General features: G+C 64.1%; 24 protein-coding genes. 10 read left to right on the top strand and 14 right to left on the bottom strand.

The genetic code is table 11. The features are described 5' to 3' along the window. Positions 1–21 precede the first annotated feature (21 nt). The 6 genes from mreC to MHM97_RS13095 all read left to right on the top strand — a co-directional run bounded on the left by mreC (position 22) and on the right by MHM97_RS13095 (position 6,028). Positions 22–972, top strand: coding sequence for a rod shape-determining protein MreC (gene mreC / locus MHM97_RS13120; RefSeq protein ID WP_239322802.1), 951 nt, complete (start codon positions 22–24; stop codon positions 970–972). Further along, the gene (locus MHM97_RS13115; protein WP_239322801.1) at positions 965–1,504 is read left to right on the top strand and encodes a rod shape-determining protein MreD; all 540 of its coding nucleotides are present in this window, start codon (positions 965–967) and stop codon (positions 1,502–1,504) included. The genes mreC and MHM97_RS13115 overlap by 8 nt, the downstream gene beginning before the upstream one ends. Continuing rightward, positions 1,501–3,447, top strand: coding sequence for a penicillin-binding protein 2 (mrdA, locus tag MHM97_RS13110; protein ID WP_239322800.1), 1,947 nt, complete (start codon positions 1,501–1,503; stop codon positions 3,445–3,447). Before MHM97_RS13115 ends, mrdA begins: the two co-directional genes overlap by 4 nt. After that, entirely contained in the window at positions 3,444–4,583 is a 1,140-nt protein-coding gene (gene rodA / locus MHM97_RS13105; RefSeq protein WP_239322799.1) for a rod shape-determining protein RodA, read from the top strand. The genes mrdA and rodA overlap by 4 nt, the downstream gene beginning before the upstream one ends. A 111-nt stretch (positions 4,584–4,694) precedes the next feature. Then, positions 4,695–5,105, top strand: coding sequence for a VOC family protein (locus MHM97_RS13100; protein ID WP_239322798.1), 411 nt, complete (start codon positions 4,695–4,697; stop codon positions 5,103–5,105). Continuing rightward, positions 5,102–6,028 carry a 2-hydroxyacid dehydrogenase gene (locus MHM97_RS13095; RefSeq protein WP_239322797.1) on the top strand — a complete coding sequence of 309 codons (927 nt, stop codon included), beginning with the start codon at positions 5,102–5,104 and terminating at the stop codon, positions 6,026–6,028. The genes MHM97_RS13100 and MHM97_RS13095 overlap by 4 nt, the downstream gene beginning before the upstream one ends. Positions 6,029–6,108: 80 nt before the next feature. Here MHM97_RS13095 and MHM97_RS13090 read toward each other — a convergent pair whose 3' ends face one another. From MHM97_RS13090 to MHM97_RS13045, 10 genes are all read right to left on the bottom strand, one after another. After that, complete coding sequence (locus tag MHM97_RS13090) at positions 6,109–8,124, bottom strand: M3 family metallopeptidase (RefSeq protein ID WP_239322796.1); 2,016 nt, start codon at positions 8,122–8,124, stop codon at positions 6,109–6,111. Positions 8,125–8,222: 98 nt separating this feature from the next. Beyond that, positions 8,223–9,029, bottom strand: a complete 807-nt coding sequence (locus MHM97_RS13085) for an amino acid ABC transporter permease (RefSeq protein WP_239322795.1) — start codon at positions 9,027–9,029, stop codon at positions 8,223–8,225. Between the two features lie 74 nt (positions 9,030–9,103). After that, complete coding sequence (locus MHM97_RS13080; RefSeq protein ID WP_239322794.1) at positions 9,104–9,895, bottom strand: transporter substrate-binding domain-containing protein; 792 nt, start codon at positions 9,893–9,895, stop codon at positions 9,104–9,106. A 2-nt stretch (positions 9,896–9,897) separates the two neighbouring features. Beyond that, a complete protein-coding gene (locus MHM97_RS13075) occupies positions 9,898–10,977 on the bottom strand; it encodes a HesA/MoeB/ThiF family protein (protein ID WP_239322793.1) in 1,080 nt (359 codons plus the stop codon). Then, entirely contained in the window at positions 10,974–11,462 is a 489-nt protein-coding gene (gene dut / locus MHM97_RS13070; RefSeq protein ID WP_239322792.1) for a dUTP diphosphatase, read from the bottom strand. Before dut ends, MHM97_RS13075 begins: the two co-directional genes overlap by 4 nt. Before the next feature lie 128 nt (positions 11,463–11,590). Next, positions 11,591–14,095, bottom strand: coding sequence for a CheR family methyltransferase (locus MHM97_RS13065; RefSeq protein WP_239322791.1), 2,505 nt, complete (start codon positions 14,093–14,095; stop codon positions 11,591–11,593). 199 nt (positions 14,096–14,294) lie between these two features. After that, the gene (locus MHM97_RS13060) at positions 14,295–14,645 is read right to left on the bottom strand and encodes a hypothetical protein (RefSeq protein ID WP_239322790.1); all 351 of its coding nucleotides are present in this window, start codon (positions 14,643–14,645) and stop codon (positions 14,295–14,297) included. 343 nt (positions 14,646–14,988) lie between these two features. After that, on the bottom strand, positions 14,989–16,200 hold the full coding sequence (gene coaBC, locus MHM97_RS13055) for a bifunctional phosphopantothenoylcysteine decarboxylase/phosphopantothenate--cysteine ligase CoaBC (protein WP_239322789.1): 1,212 nt from the start codon (positions 16,198–16,200) through the stop codon (positions 14,989–14,991). A gap of 134 nt (positions 16,201–16,334) precedes the next feature. Further along, positions 16,335–17,237 carry a ChaN family lipoprotein gene (locus MHM97_RS13050; RefSeq protein WP_239322788.1) on the bottom strand — a complete coding sequence of 301 codons (903 nt, stop codon included), beginning with the start codon at positions 17,235–17,237 and terminating at the stop codon, positions 16,335–16,337. Further along, positions 17,234–18,112, bottom strand: a complete 879-nt coding sequence (locus tag MHM97_RS13045; RefSeq protein ID WP_239322787.1) for an RNA polymerase factor sigma-32 — start codon at positions 18,110–18,112, stop codon at positions 17,234–17,236. The genes MHM97_RS13050 and MHM97_RS13045 overlap by 4 nt, the downstream gene beginning before the upstream one ends. Positions 18,113–18,238: 126 nt before the next feature. Here MHM97_RS13045 and cobU point away from each other — a divergent pair, with 126 nt between their 5' ends. From cobU to MHM97_RS13025, 4 genes are all read left to right on the top strand, one after another. Further along, positions 18,239–18,817 carry a bifunctional adenosylcobinamide kinase/adenosylcobinamide-phosphate guanylyltransferase gene (cobU, locus tag MHM97_RS13040; protein WP_370645731.1) on the top strand — a complete coding sequence of 193 codons (579 nt, stop codon included), beginning with the start codon at positions 18,239–18,241 and terminating at the stop codon, positions 18,815–18,817. Continuing rightward, positions 18,814–19,395, top strand: a complete 582-nt coding sequence (locus tag MHM97_RS13035) for a histidine phosphatase family protein (RefSeq protein WP_239322785.1) — start codon at positions 18,814–18,816, stop codon at positions 19,393–19,395. The genes cobU and MHM97_RS13035 overlap by 4 nt, the downstream gene beginning before the upstream one ends. Before the next feature lie 59 nt (positions 19,396–19,454). Then, the gene (locus MHM97_RS13030) at positions 19,455–20,135 is read left to right on the top strand and encodes a glutathione S-transferase (RefSeq protein ID WP_239322784.1); all 681 of its coding nucleotides are present in this window, start codon (positions 19,455–19,457) and stop codon (positions 20,133–20,135) included. Between the two features lie 113 nt (positions 20,136–20,248). After that, a complete protein-coding gene (locus MHM97_RS13025; protein WP_239322783.1) occupies positions 20,249–21,751 on the top strand; it encodes a YifB family Mg chelatase-like AAA ATPase in 1,503 nt (500 codons plus the stop codon). A gap of 9 nt (positions 21,752–21,760) precedes the next feature. On the opposite strand, the gene MHM97_RS13020 is transcribed toward MHM97_RS13025, so the two are convergent. Genes MHM97_RS13020 through rsmI form a run of 4 tightly spaced genes read right to left on the bottom strand, consistent with a single transcriptional unit; the run spans position 21,761 to position 24,885 of the window. Continuing rightward, entirely contained in the window at positions 21,761–22,648 is an 888-nt protein-coding gene (locus MHM97_RS13020; RefSeq protein ID WP_239322782.1) for an alpha/beta hydrolase fold domain-containing protein, read from the bottom strand. Continuing rightward, positions 22,645–23,580, bottom strand: a complete 936-nt coding sequence (gene gshB, locus MHM97_RS13015; protein ID WP_239322781.1) for a glutathione synthase — start codon at positions 23,578–23,580, stop codon at positions 22,645–22,647. The genes MHM97_RS13020 and gshB overlap by 4 nt, the downstream gene beginning before the upstream one ends. Positions 23,581–23,640: 60 nt before the next feature. Next, complete coding sequence (locus tag MHM97_RS13010) at positions 23,641–24,015, bottom strand: YraN family protein (RefSeq protein ID WP_239322780.1); 375 nt, start codon at positions 24,013–24,015, stop codon at positions 23,641–23,643. Between the two features lie 12 nt (positions 24,016–24,027). Beyond that, positions 24,028–24,885 carry a 16S rRNA (cytidine(1402)-2'-O)-methyltransferase gene (gene rsmI, locus MHM97_RS13005; RefSeq protein WP_239322779.1) on the bottom strand — a complete coding sequence of 286 codons (858 nt, stop codon included), beginning with the start codon at positions 24,883–24,885 and terminating at the stop codon, positions 24,028–24,030. Positions 24,886–24,946: the final 61 nt, after the last annotated feature.

Below are 24,946 nucleotides of genomic sequence, written 5' to 3'. Positions count from 1 at the left end.
ACCATGTCTGGAAGGAGAGCCTTGGCCAAAGATCGGTCACAGCGCGATGATTATGCTGGCCCGCTCAAGCGTCTGCTTGTCGGGCTTCTGGTGTTGGTGCTGGCGGTCATCTTTCTGGTCTGGCGCATCGACAGCCCGCGCGTGGAGCGGTTCCGGGCCCAGGTGGTCGATGCAGTGGTGCCCAACATGCAATGGGCCATGGTGCCGGTCACCAGCGTAGTGAACCTGCTGCGCGATTTTCAGAGCTACCAGCGCCTGTCGGAACAGAACCAGGAATTGCGCTCCGAGTTGCGGCAGATGCGCGCCTGGAAAGAGGCAGCCCTGCAACTGGAACAGGAAAACGCGCGGCTTCTGGACCTCAACAATGTGCGCCTCGATCCGCAGCTGACCTATGTCACCGGGGTGGTGCTGGCGGATTCGGGGTCACCGTTCCGCCAGTCGGTGCTGCTGAACGTGGGCGCCCGGGACGGCATCCAGGATGGCTGGGCTGCGATGGACGGGATCGGCCTGGTGGGGCGTATCTCCGGTACCGGACTTGATACCGCCCGCGTGATCCTGCTGACCGATGCCGCCAGCGCCGTGCCCGCCACCTTGCAGCCCTCGGGCCAGACCGCGCTGGTCAGCGGCGACAACACCGCCGCGCCGCTGCTGAACTTTGTCGAGAACCCGGAGCTGATCCGCCCCGGCGACCGTGTGGTGACCTCGGGGGACGGGCATGTGTTCCCGCCCGGTCTGCTGATCGGACAGGTTGCGCAGGACCGGGCCGGCCGCCTGCGGGTGCGCCTGTCGGCCGATTACGAACGGCTGGAGTTCCTGCGGGTCCTGCGCCATCAGGGCAGCACCCCGATTTCCGACCCGGGCGCGCTGATCGCACCCGTGCCGGAGGACATGATCCCCCTGCCCCGCCCGGACAGCCTGCTGGAGGGCAGCGACGCCGAAACCGCCCCCGCCCGTGAGGCCGACAATGGCTAGGACGACGCCAACGGCGATCTGGCTCATGCGCGCGGCTTACGTGGGCCTGGCGCTCCTGATCATGTTTTTTCACCTGCTGCCGCTGGACACGCTGCCGCGACGCTGGAGCCCGCCGGATCTGCTGCTGGCGATGTCGCTGGCCTGGTCGGTGCGTCGTCCGGATTTCGTGCCGCCGCTGCTGATCGCGGCGGTGATGTTCCTCGCCGACCTGCTGTTTCAACGCCCGCCCGGCCTCTGGGCACTGCTGGTGCTGCTGGCCTGCGAGTTTGCGCGCTCGCGTCTGTCCCCGCATCGGGAGACCCCGTTTCTGGCCGAGTGGTTTGCGATCTCCGTCATTGTGATCGGCATGGCGTTGCTCAATCGGGTGATCCTTGGCATTCTTGCCGTGGAACAAGCCCATATTGCCCTGATACTGGTGCAAGTCATCATGACCATTGCCGCCTATCCTCTTGTCGTGCTTCTCAGCCAGAGCGTGATCGGGGTCCGGCGCCTTTCGGCGGCAGATGCCGAAACCCTGGGAGCCCGCCCGTGAAACGCAACCCGAAAGAGCTCGACAACAGCCATCGCACCGTGACCCGCCGCACGCTGGTGCTGGGCGGGCTCCAGCTTGGCTTTGCCGGTGCGCTGGCGATGCGGATGCGGTTCCTGCAGGTGGATCAGGCGGATCAGTTCCGCTTGCTGGCGGAAGAGAACCGGATCAACATTCGCCTGCTCGCGCCCAGCCGTGGCGAGATCTATGACCGCAACGGGATGATCATCGCCCAGAATTCCCCCTCCTACCGGATCGTCATGGTGCCCGAGGACGCAGGCGACGTTGAGGCGGTGATTGCCAACCTCAGCCGCTTGTTGCCGCTGGACGAAGAGGACCTGGAGCGCGCCCGCACGGAAATGCGCCGCTCGCGCCCGTTTCTGCCGATCACGCTGGCCGATCAGCTGTCCTGGGATGATATTTCCAAAGTGGCGGTGAATGCTCCGGCCCTGCCCGGGATCACCCCCGAGGTCGGCCTGTCGCGGGTCTATCCGCAGGGCGAGGATTTTGCCCATGTCGTCGGCTATGTCGGCCCGGTGTCGGACTATGACCTCTCCAAGATGGAAGATCCCGACCCGGTGCTGCTGACCCCGCGCTTCCAGTTCGGCAAGGTCGGGTTTGAATCCAAGCTGGAGGAAACCCTGCGCGGCAAGGCGGGCACCAAACGGGTGGAGGTCAACGCCGCCGGCCGCGTCATGCGAGAGCTGGACCGCCGTGAGGGGGTTGCGGGCGCCGACATGCAGCTGACCATGGATGCGGAGCTCCAGAGCTATGTGCAGGCCCGCCTTGGACGCGAAAGCGCCGCCGCCGTGGTGGTTGACATCGAAAACGGAGACATCCGCGCGATCTGCTCCAGCCCGAGTTTCGACCCGAACCTGTTCGTGCGCGGCATTTCCGTCGCCGATTATCGCGCGCTGACCGAAGACCCCTATCGGCCGCTCGCCAACAAGACCGTGCAGGGCACCTATCCGCCCGGCTCCACCTTCAAGATGGTGACGGCGCTTGCGGGACTGGAAAACGGTGTCATCACGCCGGAGGAAACCACCTGGTGCCCGGGCCACCTCGAAGTGTCCGGGCGGCGGTTCCACTGCTGGAAACGTGCCGGGCACGGACATGTCAACCTGCTGGATTCGCTCAAGAGTTCCTGCGACGTCTACTACTATGACCTGGCCATCAAGGTCGGCATCGACCGCATTTCGGAAATGGCCAACAAACTGGGGCTCGGCATCCGTCACGACCTGCCGATGTCCGCCGTCGCCGCAGGGCTGGCGCCGGACCGGGCGTGGAAATCCCGCACCTATGGTCAGGACTGGCTGGTCGGCGATACGGTGAACGCCTCGATCGGACAGGGCTACATGCTGGCCTCGCCGATGCAGCTGGCGGTGATGAGCGCGCGGATCGCCTCTGGCCGCAGCGTCACCCCCCGGCTGGTGAAATCTGTCGATGGCGTCGAGGAGCCTTCGGGCGCAGGCACCCCCCTGGACATCAGCGAAACCCATCTGAGACATGTGCGCAAGGCCATGTATGCGGTCAGCAATGACCGGCGCGGCACCGGCTACCGATCGCGCATCATCGCCGATGGCATGCGGATGGCGGGCAAGACCGGCACCAGCCAGGTGCGCAACATCACCGCCGCCGAACGCGCTGCGGGGGTGATCCGCAACGAGGACCTGCCATGGGAGCGCCGCGACCACGCGCTGTTTGTCTGCTTTGCCCCCTTCGACAATCCCAAATACGCGGTTTCGGTTGTCGTCGAACATGGCGGCGGCGGCTCGACCGCGGCCGCACCAATTGCGCGGGACGTGATGCTGCAGGCGCTCTATGGGGGCACACCGCCGCTGGACGCCTACCCGGCCGGAGATCGCCGCAAGATCGAAGCACAGCAGGACCGCCTGGAACGCGAACGGCTGAAACGGGCTGAAAGTGGCGGGAACGATCAGGCATGAGCTATCTTGAATATCATGCCAAATCGACCCCCACCGGGCTGCGCAAGATCTTCTACCTGAACTGGCCGCTGGTGCTGCTGTTGTCAGCGGCGGCGGGGATCGGGTTCCTGATGCTGTATTCGGTGGCGGGCGGGTCGTTCACGCCCTGGGTCGAACCACAGGCCAAACGTTTCATGGTCGGCCTGGGCGCCATGCTGGTGGTGGCGATGGTCCCGATCTGGTTCTGGCGCAATATCTCCGTGCTCGCCTATCTGATCGCGCTCCTCTTGCTGGTCGCGGTTGAGCTGTTCGGCTCTGTCGGCATGGGCGCGCAGCGCTGGGTCGACATCGGTCCGATCCGGCTGCAACCCTCGGAACTGATGAAGATCACGCTGGTGATGGTGCTGGCGGCCTATTACGACTGGTTGCCCGCCAACCGCACCTCGCGCCCGCTGTTTGTGATCCTGCCGGTGCTGCTGATTGTCCTGCCGACCTTTCTGGTGCTGAAGCAGCCGGACCTTGGCACCTCGATCCTGCTGCTGGCGGCAGGCGGCGGCGTGATGTTTCTCGCCGGTGTGCACTGGGCCTATTTCGCGGCGGTGATCGCCGCGACGATCGGGCTGGTCACCGCGGTGTTCCAGAGCCGGGGCAGCGATTGGCAACTGCTCAAGGACTATCAGTACCGGCGGATTGATACCTTTCTTGATCCCTCTCAGGATCCTCTGGGGGCCGGCTATCACATCACCCAGTCCAAGATCGCGCTGGGATCGGGTGGCTGGTCCGGTCGCGGCTTCATGCAGGGCACCCAATCGCGGCTGAACTTCCTGCCGGAAAAACAGACCGATTTCATCTTTACAACGCTGGCCGAGGAGTTCGGCTTCGTGGGCGGCGTGACCCTGCTGGTGATCTACATGCTGATCATCCTGTTCTGCATCGTCACCGCGATCTCGACCAAGGACCGGTTTTCGTCGCTGGTGACCCTGGGCATTGCGCTGAACTTCTTTTTGTTCTTTGCGGTCAATATGTCGATGGTCATGGGGCTGGCGCCGGTTGTCGGTGTCCCCCTGCCGCTGGTGTCCTATGGCGGATCGGCCATGATGGTCTTGCTTGCTGCCTTTGGCATTGTTCAGAGCGCCAACGTCCACCGCCCGCGCTGACACCGCTCAGATGGCGCCGCTGCGCAGGACCCGGTCAAAAACCGGCTGGCCCCGCCCCCGGCCCGGGGGCTATGGATGGCACACCCGATTTTCCGATGCAGGAGACACCGCATGAGCATCTTTCACCTCGCCTACCATGTCGATGACCTTGATGCCGCCCGTCATTTCTATGCCGAAACGCTCGGCTGCCGCGCCGGGCGCAGCACCGACAGCTGGATCGACTTCGACTTTTTCGGCCACCAGATCTCGCTGCACAAGGGCACCCCGTTTGCAACAGCAAAGACCGGGCGCGTCGGCGAACATCTGGTGCCGATGCCGCATCTCGGGGTGATCCTGCCACAGGACCAGTGGGAACGCCTCGCCGAGCGTCTGCACGAGGCGGGCGTCGAATTTGAGATCCCCCCGACCACCCGCTTCAAGGGCGAACCGGGCGAACAGAGCACGATGTTCTTCTACGACCCGGCCGGCAATCCGATCGAGGTCAAGGGCTTTGCCGATATGGACGGGGTCTTTGCCACATGATCAACGCCCTGTTTGCCGCCCGCCCCGAACGCTGGGAGACCTACGAGGCCCCGCTCAAAGCCGCCTTTGCGGACGCAGGGCTGAAGGTCGATCTGCGTCAGGATTTTGCGCCGGAGGAGGTGGACTACATCATCTACGCGCCCAATTCCGACGTGCAGGACTTTCGCCCCTACACGCGCTGCAAGGCGGTGTTGAACCTCTGGGCCGGGGTCGAAAACATAACCGGCAATGAAACCCTGGCCCAGCCCCTGTGCCGGATGGTTGATCCGGGCCTCACCCAATCCATGGTCGAATGGGTCACTGGCCACGTGCTGCGCTACCATCTGGAAATCGACCGGTCCGTCGCGTTGCAGGACCGCTGGCTGCCCTATGTGCCCCCATTGGCAGAGGAACGCCCGGTGACCATCCTCGGCCTCGGCGCGTTGGGTCAAGCCTGCGCCAAGGCGCTGACTAAGCTGGGCTTTCCGGTATCGGGATGGTCGCGCACCGCCAAGGATCTGCCGGATGTGACCTGTCACCATGGCTCTGACGGTCTCAAGCCTGCGCTCGCAGACGCACAGATCGTGGTGCTGCTGTTGCCAGACACCCCGCAGACAGAAAACATCCTGAACGCACAGAGCCTCGGGTATCTGCCCCAAGGCGCGCGCCTCATCAATCCGGGGCGTGGGCCGCTGATTGATGACACGGCCCTGCTGGCTGCGCTGGACAGCGGTCAGATCGACCATGCGACGCTGGATGTCTTCCGGGTGGAGCCCCTGCCCCAGGACCATCCCTACTGGGCACATCCCCGCGTCACGGTCACACCGCATATTGCCGCCGAAACCCGGCCCCTCACCGCATCGCGCGTGATCGCAGACAACATACGCCGCGGCGAGGCAGGCGAGGGTTTTGTGCATGTGGTGGACCGCGCCCGCGGCTACTGACAAAGAAGGGCGCCGCATCGCGCCCCTCTTCATCTTTTCCAAAATACCTCCGCCGGAGGCCGCGTCCCCGCAGGGGGCGCTTACGTCGCTGCCAGCCCGCGCCCTTTCAAAAGCGCCTCAACGCCGGGCAACCGTCCCCGGAACGCCGTATAGAGATCCGCCGCATCCTCAGACCCACCCCTGGAGAGGATATGCACCTCCAGTGCCTTGGCACGTTCGGGGTCAAACGCGCCACCCGCCTCCTCAAAGGAGGCAAAGGCATCCGCGTCCATCACCTCGGACCACATGTAGCTGTAATAGCCCGAGGAATAGCCATCGCCCGAAAACACATGCGCAAACTGCGGCGTCGCGTGGCGCATGACAATGGCTGAGGGCATGCCAATCTCCGCCAGAACTTCGGCCTGTTTTGCCATCGGATCAGCGGGGGCGGCACCATCGTGGAACTCCAGATCCACCAATGCCGAAGCGACATATTCCACGGTCTGAAAGCCCATGTTAAACGTCGCCGCTCCCAACACCTTGTCGAGCATTGTCTTTGGCATCGGCTCGCCGGTTTCGGCGTGGGTGGCAAACTCTTGCAGCACCTCGGGCACTTCGAGCCAATGCTCATAAAGCTGGCTCGGCAATTCCACAAAATCACGCGCCACGGAGGTGCCCGAGACACTCTCGTAGGTCACATCCGACAGCATCTGGTGCAGCGCGTGGCCGAACTCGTGAAACAGCGTGCGCGCATCGTCATAGGACAGCAGCGCCGGGTCCCCTTTGGCGAAATTGCAGACATTGACCACGATGGGCGTCTGCGCCTCGGGGAACGTCGCCTGTGCCCGCATCGCCGAACACCACGCGCCCGAGCGTTTGGAGCCACGGGCAAAATAATCGCCGATGAACACCGCCAGATGCTTGCCGTTCCGGGTCACCTCCCACGCGCGGCAATCCTTGTGATAAAGCGGCACATCAAGCGGTGCGAACTCCAGCCCAAACAGACGATTGGCACAGGCAAAGGCCGCCTCGATCATCCGGTCAAGCTGCAGGTAGGGCTTCAGTTCTGCCTCATCGAGGTCATGTTCGATCTTGCGGCGTTTCTCTGCGTAATAGTGCCAGTCCCACGGCTCCAGATCGCCGTTGATGCCATCCTCATGCATCATCCGCGTCAGCACCTCGGCGTCCTTGTCGGCCTGCGCCTTGGCCGGGCCCCAGACATCCATCAAGAGACCGCGCACGGCCTCTGGCGTCTTGGCCATTTCGGTTTCCAGCTTGTAGGCGGCGAAATTCTCATACCCCAGCAGCTTGGCGCGCTCTTCGCGCAGGGTCAGGATTTCAGCGGCAATTGCGCGGTTATCATGGTCACCGCCATTCGCGCCACGCGCCGCCCAGGCGCGGAATGCTTTTTCGCGCAGATCCCGTCGGGGCGAAAATTGTAGGAAGGGCGTCACGATCGAACGCGCAAGCGTAATCACCGGACCGGATGCGCCCTTTTCCTCGCCCGCCGTGTGCGCGGCTTTGACCACAAATTCGGGCAGGCCTTCGAGGTCACCCTCCGTCAGCTCCATGAACCACTCCCGCTCATCCGCAAGCAGGTTCTGGGTGAAATTGGTCCCAAGCGTTGCAAGACGCGATTTGATCTCCTGCATGCGCGTATCTTCCGCACCCTGAAGCGCCGCGCCACCACGCACAAACCCACGGTGCGTGAGCATCAGCACACGGGCCTGTTCATCCGTCAGGTCGAGGTCACCGCGCTGCTCCCAGACCGCCTGCACCCGGGCATAGAGCGCCTTGTTGGCGGTGATTGCTGAAAAATGCGCGGCCAGCTTGGGCGAAAACTCCCGTTGCAGTGCCTCACGCGCCGGGTTGCTGTCCGCCCCGGCGACCGAGAAGAATACCGACAGTACCTGCTCAAGCGGCTGACAGGGGGTCTCCAGCGCCTCCACCACATTGGCAAATGTGGGCGGCTCGGGGTTGGTGGCGATGGCCTCGATCTGCGCCTGATGGGCAGCAAGGGCCTGATCGAGCGCGGGGGCAAAATCATCGTCAGAAATCTGATCGAAGGGCGCAATCCCAAAGGGTGTTTGCCAGTCGCGCAGCAGCGGATTTGTCATGTGAGGTCTCCTTTGGGTCGACGCTAGCGCCTTCCCCTCCGGCCTGCAATCTGTCTGCACCACGACGGTTTTCTACGCCCGCAAAACGACCTGACGCGCTATTGCTGATCCTGCTTGTTGCGCAGGTGGCGTTCCAGGGCGCGCAGGCCCAGCGACAGGGAAATGGTCATCGCCAAATAGACCAGCGCCACCATGTTGTAGGTCTCGAAATAGCGGAAATTGCTGGCCGCCGTGACCTTGCCAAGCTGGGTGATGTCGAGAACACCGAGCACGGACACCAGCGAGGAATCCTTGACCAGCGCCACAAAATCATTGCCAAGCGGCGGCAGGATCGTGCGGATCGCCTGCGGAAACACGATGAACCGGAACCGCTGCCAGCCAGAGAGACCCAGCGCCTTTGCTGCCTCGACCTGACCTTCGGGCACCGATTGCAGGCCTGCGCGAAACACCTCAGCGATAAAGGCGGAATAGGCGATCATCAGCGCCACAATGGCGCGCCACAACAACGGGAAGTTTCGCGTGCGGATGTCCTCCAGCCCGATGAAACTGCCCAGCCAGTTGCGTAGATCCACCAGGGCCGGTGCCAGCACAAAGGCCACATAAAGCAACAGCACGATGATCGGCACGCCGCGCACCACCTCGACGTAGAACCGGCAGGTCTGACGCAGCACAAGCCAGCGTGAATCCGCGCCCAGCGCCAGTGCCATGCCCAGAACTGAGGCCGAAAAGAAGCTCACAACCGTCACAAAGACGGTGATCCCCACCCCACGCCAGAGCGTGTTCATGATCTGGGCGTAGACATCGCTGCGCGCGACCTCGATGCCCAGATAGAGCGCCGTGAGCCCGACGGCCACCAGCCACCATGGGAAATCTTCTTTGTCTTCGCGCTTGTGGCGATTGGTCATGTGCTTGCCCTGTCACGACAAACCCCGGCCTGAGGACTGGCCGGGGCGGAATTGAGGTTCAAAGTATGGGGCGTTTATTGGCCCATCTTGTAGTCGAGGAACCATTTCTTGTTGAGCGCATCAAGCGTGCCGTCGGCCTTCATTTCCGCCAGCGCCGCATTCACGGGCTCCACCAGGTCGCTGCCCTTGGGGAAGATGAACCCAAAATCCTCGGTGCCGAGCGGTTCGCCAATGATCTTCAGCGCGCCATCCGACGCCGCAACCACACCCGCAGCCGCGGTGCTGTCGGACAGAGCCAGATCAACATCGCCCGTGCGCAGCGCCTGCAACGAGGCGCCGAAAGTCTCAAACAGCTTGATGCGCGGGTTGGCCTCATCGCCATCCAGCACGTCATAGACGGTCACATAAAAGGGCGTGGTGCCGGGCTGGGCCGCGGCCAGCAGATCCTGATCGGCGGCAAAGCCCGCTGCATCAGAAAACCGGTCCTCATCCCCCGCCACGATCATGCGCATCTGCGAGGTCAGGTAACTGTCGGAAAAATCGACCTTTTCCTTGCGGTCGTCGCGAATGGTAATGCCATTCATCGCCATGTCGTACTGGCTGGCGGTGATCGCCGGGATCATCGCGTCCCAACTGGTGTTTTCATACACCACCGTCATGTTCAGCCGGTCTGCGATCTCGGCCACCGCGTCATATTCCCAGCCGATCGCCTCAGCGCTGTTGGGGTCGATGAACTGCAACGGCGGATAGGTGTTCTCGCTTGCGACCACGACCTCACGCCCGTCAAGATCCGGCAGATCGGCGGCAAAAGCGCCGGTGGCAAAGACGGCCGTCGCAAAGGCGGCCAAAGCAAAGGGGCGGGACATGGTCAGTTTTCTCCTGTCGGGGCCGGGGTGCCGTTATCGGGTCCACAAATCGGACACTCGGCACGCGCTTTCAGCGCGATCCGGCGGGTTTCACCATAGAGACCATCGTAGATCAACATCTGCGAACGCAAGACCTCTCCGGCGCCGGTGATCTGTTTCACAGCCTCCACAGCCATCATTGTGCCCAAAACACCGGGCAACGGACCGATCACGCCCGCTTCGGCGCAGCTTGGTGCAAGCCCTTCGGCGGGGGCTTCGGGGAAGATGCACTGATAGCACGGGCCGCCGCGTGTCGGGTCGAAGACGGAAATCTGCCCTTCCCATTGCGACAGCGCACCGGAGATCAGCGGTTTCTGCTGCGCAACCGCGGTGCGGTTGGCGAGGTACCGGGTGGCGAAATTGTCGGTGCCGTCCAGGATCAGATCATAATCGGCAAACAGCTCTGCCGCGACGTCCTCGGTCAGGCGGCGCCGGTAGGGGCGCACGGTGACAAAGGGGTTCTGTGCCTCCATCGCGGCCTGGGCCGAAAACACCTTGGGCAGGCCGATGTCGCGATCCCGGTGGATCACCTGTCGTTGCAGGTTGGCGTTTTCAACCGTGTCATCATCCACCACACCAATGGTGCCGACGCCGGCGGCGGCCAGATATTGAAGTGCCGGCGCACCAAGCCCGCCGGCCCCGATCACCAGCACCCGGGCGTCCTTCAGCCGTTTCTGGCCCAGGCCGCCGACCTCACGCAGGACGATATGGCGGGCATAGCGATTGAGTTCGGCATCGGAGAAGGCAGGCGCATCGTGCCCGGCCTCGTCCGAATCCGACTGCGTCGGCGCAGCGCGCGCGCGCAACCGCCGCAACACCGCGGAATAGAGCGCAACCAGAACGCCCCCGCCTGCCAGGAGGAGCCACAGGCTGGCAGAGCCTCCCGTCGCCTCTCTCAGCGGTGCGCCGTCGGGCAGGGTCAACTGGATCGCCAGCACCGCACAGAACAGCACCCCCAGCAACGCCGCCCGCAGGCTGCGCTCCAGTCCAAGCAGGCGCCCGCCCCACCAGATCAGCCCGGCCAGGCCAAAGACCAGGATCATGCGCCGCCCCCTGTGCCGGTGGAGCCAAAGCCCCCCGCCCCACGCTCGGTCGCATCAGAGAAGGTGTCGACCACGTCGAGGGCGGCATGCAGAACCGGCACAAACATCAGCTGGGCAATGCGCTCTCCGGGCTCGATACGGATGGGATCGGCCCCGGCCGGGTTGCGGTTCCAGGTGCTGATAAAGACCTGACCGGTATAATCCGCGTCGATCAGCCCGACGCTGTTGCCCATCACCAGGCCTTTCTTGTGTCCCAGACCGGAGCGCGGCAGCACCAGGGCGGCACAGCTGGTGTCGCCCATGTAGAACGCCAGCCCCGAGGGGACGAGCACCGCCGGCGCCTGCGGTGCAATCTCCATCGGGGCATCGATACAGGCAAACAGGTCGATCGCCGCCGCCCCTGAGGTCTGATACGCGGGCATGCCCCACTCGCGAATGCGCGGGTCCAGAATCTTCACTTCCACAGCAAAGGGCGCTGATGTCATGGGACTTTCCTCTTCGTCATCCGTCGCACCCGACGTGCAGCACGGGCGGGCGCGCTCCGGTTATGCCCCGGTTCGGGCCCGAATTGCCACATGACATATGCAATTGACACAGACCCGGGCGAGCTTGTTCACACGATGGTGACCGCAACGCCGATCAGACCGCGGCCATCTTTCTGATGAAACGGGGTAAAGGTCAGTTCATGACGCGCCCCCTGGAATTCCGCAGTCTCGATCAGCGCTGAGCGGGAGCGGAACACCCGGTTGATCCGGCTGGTGAGATCCGGCATCCCGGCGACGGCGGCGCATTGATTGATGTGAACCCCCGCTTTCGGCAGGCTGTCCAGTTCGAACAAGCGCATCGCCTGGCGCGAGGCGTGGCGGACCTGCAAGGCGTGGTCCACCACGATCATCACAAAGGGGTTGGCACGCAGCACCGCCGCCAGTTCCGCGCTGAGGTGCTGGATCTCGGCAGAATTGACCTGGATTTCCTCGTTGACGGTGATCAGCTCCTCATTGGTGGACTGCAATTCCTCGTTCGAGCTTTCCAGTTCCTTGTTGGTGGATTGCAGTTCCTCATTGGCGGCCTGCATTTCCTCGTTCACCGATTGCAATTCCTCGTTGGCGGTCTGCAACTCCTCGATCGTCTGTTGCAGCGCCTCGCGGGTGGAAACCACTTCGTCCTCGATCTGGCGGATGTATTGCTCCTGCTCGCCCGGCTCCAGGTTTTCCGGCGTGCCGGAGGGTGCCTGCCGAGGGCGCGTCTCCACCGCGATCAGGACAACGCCACCGCCATCGCTGTCGCCGCCGGTCGTGATCGGGTAGCAGGTCAGTCGCACCTCTTCTTGCGCGCTGTCGGCAAGGCGGTGCCATTGGCCACGGCGCATCGCATTGCAGCGCAGGGACACGTTGAGCAGGCTTGCGGCCTCACCGCGCAGCTGCGGCAGCAGGATCTTCAGGTCCACCTGCAACCCCGTGCTCTCGGTCAGGGCGGTCACAAAGGAAATATCGCCGATGACGCGCAGGATCGCACCGGTGCTGCTGGCCAGGAACCCGTTTGGAGCCAGGACCCGGATCAGGCTGTCGAACTGTTGCGACGCGGCGTGATTGCGCGCCGTGTCGGCAACACGCCGGGTCGGGTCCGGGGTGTGAGGGTCCTCGCTGGCTGGCGGTGGCAGAAACGACTCGACCACGGGTTTGCGTGTCATCACCCGTTTGCGAAAGATCCGGTCAGAGGTCTGAGTGGCCTCGAACACATTGTCCATCGACCCGATGGTTTCTGCCGCACCAAGGAACAGCAGCCCCTGGGGCGCGAGCGCATATCCCGCCCGGGCCAGCACCTTGTCCTGCAACGCGCTGCTGAAGTAAATCAGCAGGTTGCGCAGGCTGATGCAGTCGAGATTGGTGAACGGCGGATCCTGGATCACGTTGTGGCGCGAGAACAGCACAAAGGCGCGCAGGGATTTGCGGACCTCGATCGTCTCCGAGCGCACCAGGAAATACCGATCCACCAGGTCGTCCGGAATATCGCTGATGGCGGAAATCGGATAAGCGCCACGCCGCGCCACATCCAGCGCCTGTTGGTCGATATCGGTGGCAAAGACCTGCAACCGGCGCTGCGCAACCTTCTCGATGCCGCCCATCGCTTCGAGGATCAGGATCGCAACCGAATAGGCCTCTTCGCCGGTAGCGCATCCTGCGACCCAGACCCGAATGGTGCGCTGATCGCTGTGGTCCATCTTCTCCAGCATGTCACAAAGACTTGCCTTCAGCGCGTCGAACTGCTGCGGGTCGCGGAAAAAGCGCGTCACCGAGATCATCAGATCCTTGTAGAGCGCCTCAACCTCGGCCGGATCACCGCGGCAAAAATCGACATAGGCACCGTAGTCCGCAAACCCCAAGGCCAACATGCGCCGGGTGATACGCCGACTGATCGTGGAGGCCTTGTATTCGCGGAAATCCACCCCGGTGCGGGCCGACAGCACCTGAAGCAGGTCTGACAGCTTGTTCGGCTTTCCGTGCAAGTCCTGCAAGGCGCCCAGATCGCGTGGCCGGGACAGGATCTTGCCAAGGTGGGTTCCGATCTCGTCCGGGGACAGGGTCAGGTCAACGCAGCCGGTATGCAGGGCCGAGGATGGCATGCCGGCATATTTCGAACGCTCCGGGTCCTGCGCGATGGTGATCCCGCCCGCTTCGCGGATGGCGCGCACCCCATAGCTGCCGTCGCTGCCGGTTCCCGACAGGATGATGGCGGCGCAGGCGTCGCCACACTGCTCTGCCATGGATTTGAACAACCGGTCCGCCAGCGGTTTCGGGCGGCCGGGCGGTCCCTCCGGCGCGCGCAACCCGAGCAACCCCTGCTCGGTCACCACCACGTCATAGCCGGGCATGGCCACATAGATCGTGTCGGGCGCCGGGCGCAGGTCCAGATCGTCGGTCAGCTCCGCCACCGGCAGCTGCGTTTCGCGTGAAATCAGCGCGCTCAGCATGCTCGTATGTGTGGGCGACATGTGCTGCGCGATCACGAAGGTGGCGCCATGTCGATCCCCCAGCGCCTGAACAAGGTCCGACACAGCCTCCAGGCCACCGGCGGATGCGGCGATCCCCACGATAAATGGAATGCTGTGATCGCTCATACGGCCCGTTCCCATGGATGCGACTTGGACGGGCCCCCGCCCCGGTGCAAGCTTCGGTTGGCGTCAGGATAGCGGCCGACGCACGAGTGGAACACCCATGACTGCCAGCGCATCCGGCCGCCGCCCTTTACCACGGCGGGGGGCAGGTGCAAATCACCGCCGGTCGATCCTGCGAAACGGGACAGGCCCGCGCGGACCGCTAGGCGTCTTGCATCAATTCGGCCAAGGCCCGGCGGATGTCCTCCTCATGCGCCGGTTTCTGCACCGCGATGCCGTGATCCGGCTGCACCGCGCCGCTTGTGTCCTCGATCCCGTTGGTGAGCAACAGAACCGGCAGGCGCTGCGCATTCGCCATGGCGACCGCCTCGGCACTGGGCAGACCGCGCATATGCGCCGCAAGGATGCAGATATCAAAGCTCTGCGCCTGCATCATCTGGCAGGCATCCACTTCGCTTGTCGCCAGCTGCAGGGATCCGACCCGGTGCAGCCGGAGCATGTCACACAGGACCTGCCCGAGCATGACATCCTCCTCCAGCACTAGAACATTCATGTCGCGCCGCATCACGGCACCGCCGCGCGCTGAGACCCGAGACCGGGCCATTGAGGACAGCCCCCCGTTTGCGGGCAGACTGGCAGGGGCACACCTGCAACACCATGAGACATATTCACACCTGTTAACACAGCGCGTCGGGACACACGACGCGGACACACCTGAAACGACACAACAGCGCGCAACACGGCGCCATTGCGCTCAATCTGTTCTGTTCTACTCACAAATTGGTAAACGCTGCCGATGACTTTCCGTAAAAAATTCCGTTTTCCGGATGTACAACGTGACCGGGGGCGTCCGGTTCAGTCCGCCCTACCCTGAAATCAAAGGCAATTTCACCGGGTCAAGTCACCGGCTTTGGCGCGGCCAGCGCGTCGGCGATTTTACGGGCGAGTTTTTCGGCCACCGCCTCCTTGGCCATGCGCGGCCAGGCCTCTGCCCCGGAATCGGAAATGACGGTCACGGAATTCTCCTGACCGCCCATGATTCCCGTGGCGGGCGAGACATCATTGGCCACGATCCAGTCGCACCCCTTGCGCAGCCGCTTGGCGGTGGCGTGTTCGATCACATCGTTGGTTTCCGCGGCAAATCCCACAACCAGCGCCGGGCGGCCGGATTGCCGCTGGGCCACCCCTTTCAGGATGTCAGGGTTCTCGGCAAAGTCGAGCGTGGGCAGCCCGTCCTTGGACTTCTTCAGCTTGCGGTCCCCGGCAGACGTGACGCGCCAATCGGCCACGGCCGCCGCAAACACGGCAGCATCCGCCGGCAACGCCGCATCCACGGCCGCAGCCATCTCACGTGCGGTTTCCACCGGCACCACCTCCACCCCTTCCGGCGGGGGCACCGTTGCAGGGCCGGTGACAAACACGACCTCCGCCCCCAACGCCCGCAGAGCACGGGCCACCGCCGTGCCCTGCGCGCCAGAAGAACGGTTGGCAATGTAGCGCACCGGATCGATCGGTTCATGGGTCGGGCCGGAGGTGACAACGATCCGCTTACCCGCGAGCGGGCCCGCGTCGAAATGCGCGGCAATCGCGCGCACGATCTCATCGGGTTCTGCCAGCCGCCCCGGGCCGAATTCGCCACAGGCCATGCCGCCTTCATCCGGCCCGACGACCTGAACGCCGTCCTCCATCAGTTGCGCCAGATTGCGCCGGGTGGCCGGGTGCTGCCACATCCGCACGTTCATCGCGGGCGCCAGCAGGATCGGCGTATCGGTCGCCAGAAGCAGCGTCGAGGCCAGATCATTGGCGTGGCCCTGCGCCATTTTTGCCATCAGATCCGCCGTTGCCGGCGCCACCACCAGAAGATCGGCGCTGCGCGACAGCTGGATATGCCCCATCTCCGCCTCTGCGGTCAGGTCGAACAGATCCCTGTGCACCGCGGTACCGGCCAGAGCGGAGACCGACAGCGGTGTCACGAACTCCTCTCCCGCACGGGTCAACACCGGGGTCACCCGCGCGCCTTTGTCCTGCAGGCGACGGATCAGCTCCAGCGATTTATAGGCCGCAATGCCGCCGCCGATAATCAAGAGAATATGTTTACCTGACAACATGATGTGCCCTCGCGCAGCCCGATGCCCTTCACCCTACTGTGCCCGCGAGGGAGAGGAAACCGGTTTCCTGTCTCCGGGACAGGCCCGCGCCGCCGGTCCTGGAACAAAGGACCGGCCCCGGTCCGTCACATGGGTCAGTCGAAAGCCGCGCAGGGGTCCGGGCGTTCGACCGGCGGGGCGGAGATAACCGCATCGAAGTCCCCCTCGACCCGACCGGCCTCAGCCTGACCCAGGGCAAACACTGCCACCTCGTCGGACGCCCTGTGCAGATAGACCGGTACCCCGCGATCGCGACGCGCATGGCCATTGCCCGTGATAACCACAACCGGCCCCCCAGTCTCAGTCAGCGCCGCCAGCGCGGCCCGGGCAAGGGTGGCATCCCGCAAACGTTGAATATCAACCATTGCGGGCAGCAGATGTTCTGGCAGCGCATTGCAATGGGCCGCCTGCTGGTCGGCCTCGCGTTGGGCCTGTTCTGGCGCGGCAAGGGGCTTATCCAGACCAAACCGACCGGCATCGGCCCCAAAGAAGCTGGCCACACCTGCGCGCATCGCCGTCCGCGCGTCGGCACGCGACACCGCCGCGCCCCAGTGACGCGCCGCGCGGGCGGCTTCAAAGACCGGTCTGTACAGGGAAAACTCGGGCCACCCGGACTGCTGCCACGCCAGCACCTGCGGCAGGTCATCCGCCGCTCGCAGCACCTCTGGCGTCAAACGCGCCGCCTGCTGCTGCGTCAGCATTTCCCACACCACCGCCGCAGGGGCGATCTCGGAAATCAGGGCAGCCTGCGTCCTGTGGTGGTCCGGGTTGTCATGCACCTCGCCCAGAATGACGATGTCGGCCTGCGTTGCACGCCGCAAAAGATCCGGGGAAACCTCCGATTGCGCCATCGCAGGCCCGAAAAGGCACAGGACCCAAAACCCCAACCAGCCTGCCAGTGTCAACTGTGTCAGCTGTGTCAGGGCTTTCAGGTGCCCGGCGATTGCGCGCGCCGGGCCCGACAGGCCAGCTTTGCGTGTTCCAGTCGTCTTCCTCATAAGAGGAAGTTCTGCACCTCGCGGGACTGACCTTCAAGCGTCTTGCGCATTTTCACAAAGGCTGCCGCCTCCAGCTGCCGCACCCGTTCCTTGGACAGGCCCAGCTCGGTGCCGAGGCTTTCCAGCGTGCGGGGATCTTCGCGCAGCTTGCGCTCGCGCACGATAAAGCGCTCCCGCTCGTTGAGCCCATTGAGCGCCGTCACCAGCCAGTTGCGCAGCTTGCGCGTGTCATGATCGGCCTCGACCAGCTCTGCCGCCTGTTCGCGGTCATCCTCCAGCGCGTCGATCCACTCCCGCCCGTCCTCATCGGCGGATTGCACGGCATTGAGCGAGAAATCCGCCCCGGCCAGGCGACCATCCATCATTTCAACATCGCGCAGCGGCACGCCGATTTCCTCGGCGATCATCTGGTGCAGCTTGTGCCGGTCCAGCTCGACCCCTTCGCTCTCTGCGGCGCGTTCCAGCTGTGCCTGAACCCGGCGCATGTTGAAGAACAGGGATTTCTGCGCCGAGGTAGAGCCGGTGCGCACCATCGACCAGTTGCGCATCACGTAATCCTGGATCGACGCCTTGATCCACCACACCGCGTAGGTCGAAAATCGCACGCCGCGGTCCGGATCGAATTTCTCCGCTGCCTTCATCAGCCCCAAGCCCGCTTCCTGGATCAGGTCGTTCATGGGCGCACCGTAGCGACGGAACTTCGAGGCCATCGACACCGCAAGCCGCATATACGCCGTGATCAGGCGATGCAGCGCCTGCACATCCTTTTCGTCACGCCACGCATAGGCGAGCGCCAACTCGGTTTCAGCATCCAGAAGCTCGGCTTTCATCGCCCGCTTCGGGAGGGGGTTTTCGGTGGTCTCGTCCAGTGCCATTTTAAACTCCCTGTTCTAAGAACTACGTTGACAACGCGTGAGGGCCGGCTTTGGTTCAAAAATAGTCTAGCTGACTGTCGAAAGTGATCGTGGCATTGAAGGGTTCGGCAGCAGCGCCGTATTGTCTTGCCGGTTGCGAGACCTGTCGCAACGCGAAGCACACTTACAACTTTGAGGGTACCCATCTTGTCGGGCAGAGTCACAGTTATTCTCGGCGGCGCCGCATCCGGAAAATCCGCTTTCGCCGAGCAAGCCTGTGTGAACACAGGAAAAAACCGGATCTACTGGGCAACATCACAAATACTTGACCCCGAGATGCAACAGAAGGTCGCCCGCCATCTGACCCAGAGAGGCGGGGACTGGACCACGATCGAGGAACCCTTTGATGCCAGCCGGGTGATGCCGCGCGTGCAGGCAGAGGATGTCCTGCTGATGGATTGCGCAACAATGTGGCTGACCAATCACCTGCTGGCCGAGCATGATCTGGAGCAGGAAACCGAGGCGCTGCTGGCGGCCATCGCCAACTGCCCTGCCGAGGTCGTGATCGTCACCAATGAAACCGGGCTTGGCATCGTACCGGAGAACGCCCTTGCCCGCCGCTTCCGCGAGGCTCAGGGACGATTGAACATCGCCCTGGCCGAACAGGCGGAGTGCGTCGTCCTGGTTGCGGCAGGGTTGCCTCTGGTACTGAAGGGGGCGCTGTGATCACACGATTTCACATGGTCCGCCACGGGCCGACCCACGCAAAATGCATGGTGGGCTGGTCCGACCTGCCTGCCGACCTGTCGGATACCGCAGCGCTTGCACGTTTGTCGGAGACCCTGCCCGCGGATGCGGTTGTGGTCTCCTCCGATCTGCGCCGAGCTGTCACCACGGCGGATGCCATTCAGGGCCCCCGCCGCCGGTTGCCACATGCCCGAGACCTGCGCGAGATGCACTTCGGTGACTGGGAGCAGCAACGCTGGTCAGAGGTTGATGCGCACTCCCCGGACCACATCCGCGCCTTCTGGGAACAGCCCGGTGACATTGCGCCACCCAATGGCGAAAGCTGGAACACCCTGTTGCAGCGCGTGTCTGACCGGATCGATACGCTGTGTCGGACCCATCGCGGCCAGGACATCATCGTCGTGGGTCACTTTGGCCAGATCCTGTGTCAGGTGCAACGCGCCGCCGGCCTAACAGCCTCCGAAGCCTTTGCGCATAAGATCGACAATCTCTCCGTCACCCGGATCGACCACACTCCGGCGGGGTGGCAACTGGGGGCGATAAATCAAATTCTGTGATATGTTATCGCGCAAATATTCGTTTTACTGATGTATCGCGTGACCCGTAGGATCACCCCATGACATACACACTCTACATCGGTGATCGCATGTATTCCAGTTGGTCTTTGCGCGGCTGGCTCATGCTCGAAAAGTTCTCTCTGCCGCACGCGGTGCGCATGGTGGGACTGTATTCCGGAACCATGGCACAGGACATGGCCGCGCTTGCGCCCGCGCGGCTGGTGCCGACCCTGACCCTGCCCGACGGCACCGTGGTCGGCGAAACCCTGGCGATGGCCGAAACCCTGGCCGAGCGCCACCCGGACGCGGGCCTGTGGCCCCGGGAGGCCGCACACCGGGCCACCGCGCGCTGGCTCTGTGCCGAGATGGTCGCGGGGTTCACCGCCCTGCGCGGCGATTGCTCGATGCAGCTCAGCCATATCTGGCAGGGGTTTCAGCCCTCGGAGGCGGTGCTGACGGATCTGCGGCGGATCGAGACGCTGTTTGCCCACGCGCGCCAGACTTCCGGCCACGCCAGCGGCCCGCTGTTTGGCACCTACAGCCTCGCGGATGTGTTCTACACCCCCGTGGCGGCGCGGATCATCGGCTATGATCTGCCGGTCTCGGCGGAAACCCGCGCCTATTGTGTCGAACTGCTGCGCGATCCGGCTGTGCTATCCTGGCAAGAGGCCGCACGCCAGGTGACCTATGATCCGGAGCCCTATCAGCTGGACCTGGACCGCAGGCCTTGGGTGCTCTGAACCGGGCCACGCACGATTTCGCGGTGGCTTCACGGCACCTTTAACCAATCAGTAACCACGATTTCCAATGCTGCTCCCTGAGCACCTCATTCGGGGTGTCTCTGGGGGCAGCTATGATTTCACGCGCTCAAACTGTTGCATTTCAGGGGGTTGAGGCCTGCCCGGTCGAGGTCCAATGCGCTGTCGCACCGGGACTGCCGGCGTTTTCCATCGTCGGCCTGCCGGACAAGGCGGTGAGCGAGGCGCGCGACCGGGTGCGCTCGGCGCTGGCGGTGATGTCCATCGCCCTGCCCTCCAAACGGATCACCATCAACCTGTCGCCTGCGGACCTGCCCAAGGAGGGCAGCCATTTTGATCTGCCGATCGCCGTGGCCCTGCTGGCGGCGCTGGAAATCCTGCCTCCCGAAGCGGCGAACGAAACCCTGTCTCTGGGCGAGTTGTCGCTGGACGGCACCCTGGTCGCGATCACCGGCGCCCTGCCCGCCGCGCTGGCGGCTGCGGAACAGGATCGGCTCCTGCTCTGCCCCAGGGGCTCCAGCGCCGAAGCCGCCTGGGTGGAGGCCACAACCGTGATCGGGGCCGCGTCCCTGTCGGATGTGATCCGCCATTTCACCGGCCAGAGCGTCATCACGCCCGCACAGCCCGGCGAGGTGATCGACGGTCCTCCGGACAAGGATCTCTCGGATGTCAAAGGCCAGGAGGTCGCGCGCCGGGCGCTGGAGATCGCCGCCGCCGGACGGCACCACCTGTTGATGAGCGGCCCGCCGGGGGCCGGGAAATCCATGCTGGCCGCCCGCCTGCCGTCGATCCTGCCGCCGCTTACCCCGCAAGAGGCGTTGGAGACGTCGATGATCCACTCCATCTGTGGCCTGATCGAGGCCGGAGGCGTCAGCCGCGCCCGCCCCTATCGCGCGCCGCATCACACCGCCTCGATGGCGGCCATCGTCGGCGGCGGGCGGCGGGCCCAACCGGGTGAAATCAGCCTTGCGCACAATGGCGTCTTGTTTCTGGACGAGCTGCCCGAATTTGCCCGCGCGGTTCTGGAAACCCTGCGCCAACCGCTGGAAACCGGCGATGTGATGGTGGCCCGCGCCAATGCGCATGTGCGCTATCCGAGCCGTTTCATGCTGGTGGCCGCCGCCAATCCCTGCCGCTGCGGCTACATGACCGATCCTACCCGCGCCTGCCCGCGCGCCCCAGCCTGCGGCGCCGATTACATGGGGCGCATCTCCGGCCCGCTGATGGACAGGTTCGATCTGCGGATCGAAGTGGAGCCCGTGGCCTTTGCCGATCTGGAGCGCAGCCGCCCCGGAGAAAGCTCTGCCACCGTCGCAGATCGCGTCGCGCAGGCCCGTGCCATTCAGGCCGACCGCTACGCGGGGTGCGACGGGGCCACGGTGAATGCCGATGCAGAAGGGCGAATACTGGAAGAGATCGCCCGTCTGGACGCCGACAGCCGCGCCCTGATGATGCAGGCCTCCGAGCGCTTTGGCCTCAGCGCACGCGGCTATCACCGGGTGTTGCGGGTGGCGCGCACCATTGCCGATCTCGATGCCACGCCCGACATCGCGCGCGATCACGTCGCCGAGGCGCTGTCCTACCGGTTGCCGCGCTAACCCCGTGGGTTACAGCGACATGCGTGCAAAATAGGCGATATCGCACAGCGATCTGCGGGCTTCCGGTATCCAGCCATCAAACAGGTGCCAGACATGGGGCGCTGTGGGATGCACATCCTCCGAAACCTCCGCACCAGATGCGCGCAGCTGCGCGGCCATGCGGCGGCAATCGTCAAACAGGATCTCGGTCTCGCCATAGTGCAGCAACACCGGCGGACAGTCCGGAAAGTCCGAAAACAGCGGCGAGATACGCGGATCGGCGGCCTCCATCCCCGGGGGCAGGACATAGTCCACCAGTTCCCGGATGCGCGCGGCGGGCAGGAAGGGATCGCGATCCGCATTGCGGGTCAGGCTATCGCCACTCAGGGTCAGATCACACCAGGGGGACATGGCAAACAGGGCCGCTGGCGGGGTGCCCTTGCGGCACAGATGCGACAACAGTGCCAGCGCCGCGCCGCCCCCGGCGGAATCCCCGCCCAGCACCACATCAGCGGGCGCATAGCCCGATGCGATCAGATGCTCCCAGGCTGCAACGGCGGCGTCAAAGGCCGCCGGAGCGGGGTGCTCCGGTGCGAGCGGATAATCCGGGGCACAGATCTCGAGCCCGGAAAGCAGCGACAACCGACCCAGCATCGCGGCGTAGCTTCTGGGGCTGCCGGCGATATAACCGCCACCATGGATAAAAAGCACGATCTTGCCGGGCGCACAGCGGCCACACTGGATGCGGTCCAGCCCGGCGCGATCCTGGATATGGCACAGATGGGGCGGCGATCGGAATGCCAGCCGCGCCATGCGCTCGAACTCGGCGCGCGCCACCTGTGGCTCTTTTACGGACAGCAGACGGGGCCGCGCCACATGGCGCAACCCGGTCACCAGCAGATCAAGTGCGCGGCTCACGCGAGGCGCGCCTCGATCGCCTCCCAGACCTTTTCGGCGATATTGACGCCGTTGAACCGCTCCAGCTCCTGAATGCCGGTGGGCGAGGTCACGTTGATCTCGGTCAGGTAGTCGCCGATGACGTCGATGCCGACAAACACCTGGCCGCGCTCTTTCAACAGCGGGCCGATCGCGGCGCAGATTTCAAGGTCCCGGTCGGTCAGGCCGATCTTTTCGGGCCGCCCGCCCACATGCATGTTGGAGCGTGTTTCCCCCGCCGCAGGCACGCGGTTGATCGCGCCCACCGGTTCGCCATCCACAAGGATCACCCGCTTGTCGCCATTGGACACATCCGGCAGGAATTTCTGCACGATCAGCGGCTCGCGGCTGAAGCCGGTAAACAGCTCGTGCAGAGACGACAGGTTGCGATCATTGGCATCCAGCCGGAACACGCCGGCCCCGCCATTGCCATAGAGCGGCTTCAGGATCACATCGCCATGTTTGGCCTTGAACGCCTTGATGGTGTCCAGATCACGGGCGATGGTGGTCGGCGGCGTCAGCTCCGGGAAGTCCAGAACCAGCAGTTTTTCCGGGTAGTTGCGCACCCAGAAGGGATCATTCACCACCAGCGTCACGTCCTTCAGCCGGTCAAGCAGATGGGTCGCGGTGATGTAGTGCATGTCGAACGGCGGATCCTGGCGCAGCCAGACCACGTCGAAATCCGCCAGATCGACCTCGCGCATCTCTCCCAACGTGGCCGGGGTGCCGGCGACGCGCTGCACCACCATGTCCTGACCGCGCGCGGTAATGCGCCCTTCCTGATAGGCCAGCTGATCGGGATCGTAATAAAACAGGTCGTGCCCGCGCTTCTGAGCTTCTTCGGCGAGGCGAAAGCTGCTGTCGGCGTTAATGTCGACGCCCATGATCGGGTCCATCTGAAATGCGATTTTCATACTATGTGTCCCTTGTTTCACCATCGATACATGGCGCAGGCGCGGGCCATGTTCAATGGCTCAGCCGTGGCCATAGGCATTTTCGATAATCTCCACCTCGCCCGCGCCCCAGACCAGCACCACATCAAGCCGCGCGTCGGTGAGTTGCCCCTTGGGTTCGCCATCGAGAAAGGCGGCCGCGCTGGCCATCACCCGCTGCATTTGCGCAGGGCGAATACGGGCGGCGGCTGCGTCGCGGGTGGCGCTCGACTTGACCTCGGCAAAGATCACGCCGTCGCCGTCCCGCAGGATCAGATCAATCTCGCCATGCGGGCCGCGCCAGCGTGTTTCGGCCACCGCATACCCACGGGCGAGATACGCGCGAATGGCGATCTCCTCGGCGGCAGCGCCTGCGATATGAGACCGTTGTCCCGTCGCCCGTTTGCCCTGCCCCATTGCTGTCCGCCCTCAGTCCTCGCGCGCGATCTGAAGCGCTTGTTGATAGATCTTGCGACGTGGCTCGCCATGCGCCTCGGCGACAATGGCGGCTGCATCCTTGACCGAGTTGTCCCGCAACGCCGCGCGCAGGTCGGCCTCCAGATCCGCGGCGCTGGCCGCGGCCGCCCGCTGACGGTCCACGAGAATGACGATTTCACCCTTTACCGGCGCGTCGGCAAGTCCCGCGGCAAGATCGGCGAGCGATCCGCGGCGGACCTCTTCAAATTTTTTGGTGAGCTCACGGCACAGGGCCGCCTCGCGCCCGCCAAGGACTGCCGCCATATCCGCAAGCGAGGCCGCGACGCGTTTGGGTGATTCGTAAAACACCAGGGTGCCGGGAATATTTGCCACCTCTTCCAGGCGCTTGCGCCGCGCGCCGCTGGCATTGGGCAGGAACCCGGCAAAGAAAAACGCATCCGTCGGCAAGCCTGCAAGCGTGAGCGCGCAAAGCGCGGCAGAGGCCCCCGGTGCCGCGGTCACCAGATGGCCTGCCTGCGCCGCCTCCCGGCTCAGGTCATAGCCCGGGTCGGCAATCATCGGCATGCCCGCCTCGGACGCATAGGCCACCGATTTTCCTGCCGCGAGATCCGCCATCAGACGCGCGCGTGCCCCGGCCCCGGAGTGGTCATGATAGGCCACGACGGGGCGGTCCCCCAGTGGCACCCCGTGGATGTCGAGGAGCTTGCGCATGGAGCGCGTATCCTCGGCCGCGATCACGTCGGCCGAGGCCAGGACGTCGAGCGCGCGCAGGGTGATATCCCGTGCGGTGCCGATGGGCGTTGCGACGAAGTACAACCCCGGCGGTAAACTGACGATTTTATGATTCACGCTGGACCCGCTTTTCTGGTCGTCTATGATCGCCCCGAACCAAAACGGGTGCGCGATGCAT

The organism is Epibacterium sp. Ofav1-8 (genome assembly GCF_022348185.1).
Classification (GTDB): Bacteria; Pseudomonadota; Alphaproteobacteria; order Rhodobacterales; family Rhodobacteraceae; genus Epibacterium.
This window is presented reverse-complemented; position numbering and strand designations above follow the sequence as displayed.

Coding starts and splice junctions, on each gene's coding strand:
- MHM97_RS13115 (WP_239322801.1), top strand. CDS start 965: ATGGCTAGGACGACGCCAACGGCGATCTGGCTCATGCGCGCGGCTTAC.
- rodA (WP_239322799.1), top strand. CDS start 3,444: ATGAGCTATCTTGAATATCATGCCAAATCGACCCCCACCGGGCTGCGC.
- MHM97_RS13100 (WP_239322798.1), top strand. CDS start 4,695: ATGAGCATCTTTCACCTCGCCTACCATGTCGATGACCTTGATGCCGCC.
- MHM97_RS13095 (WP_239322797.1), top strand. CDS start 5,102: ATGATCAACGCCCTGTTTGCCGCCCGCCCCGAACGCTGGGAGACCTAC.
- MHM97_RS13090 (WP_239322796.1), bottom strand. CDS start 8,124: ATGACAAATCCGCTGCTGCGCGACTGGCAAACACCCTTTGGGATTGCG.
- MHM97_RS13085 (WP_239322795.1), bottom strand. CDS start 9,029: ATGACCAATCGCCACAAGCGCGAAGACAAAGAAGATTTCCCATGGTGG.
- MHM97_RS13080 (WP_239322794.1), bottom strand. CDS start 9,895: ATGTCCCGCCCCTTTGCTTTGGCCGCCTTTGCGACGGCCGTCTTTGCC.
- MHM97_RS13075 (WP_239322793.1), bottom strand. CDS start 10,977: ATGATCCTGGTCTTTGGCCTGGCCGGGCTGATCTGGTGGGGCGGGCGC.
- dut (WP_239322792.1), bottom strand. CDS start 11,462: ATGACATCAGCGCCCTTTGCTGTGGAAGTGAAGATTCTGGACCCGCGC.
- MHM97_RS13065 (WP_239322791.1), bottom strand. CDS start 14,095: ATGAGCGATCACAGCATTCCATTTATCGTGGGGATCGCCGCATCCGCC.
- MHM97_RS13060 (WP_239322790.1), bottom strand. CDS start 14,645: ATGAATGTTCTAGTGCTGGAGGAGGATGTCATGCTCGGGCAGGTCCTG.
- coaBC (WP_239322789.1), bottom strand. CDS start 16,200: ATGTTGTCAGGTAAACATATTCTCTTGATTATCGGCGGCGGCATTGCG.
- MHM97_RS13050 (WP_239322788.1), bottom strand. CDS start 17,237: ATGAGGAAGACGACTGGAACACGCAAAGCTGGCCTGTCGGGCCCGGCG.
- MHM97_RS13045 (WP_239322787.1), bottom strand. CDS start 18,112: ATGGCACTGGACGAGACCACCGAAAACCCCCTCCCGAAGCGGGCGATG.
- MHM97_RS13030 (WP_239322784.1), top strand. CDS start 19,455: ATGACATACACACTCTACATCGGTGATCGCATGTATTCCAGTTGGTCT.
- MHM97_RS13025 (WP_239322783.1), top strand. CDS start 20,249: ATGATTTCACGCGCTCAAACTGTTGCATTTCAGGGGGTTGAGGCCTGC.
- gshB (WP_239322781.1), bottom strand. CDS start 23,580: ATGAAAATCGCATTTCAGATGGACCCGATCATGGGCGTCGACATTAAC.
- MHM97_RS13010 (WP_239322780.1), bottom strand. CDS start 24,015: ATGGGGCAGGGCAAACGGGCGACGGGACAACGGTCTCATATCGCAGGC.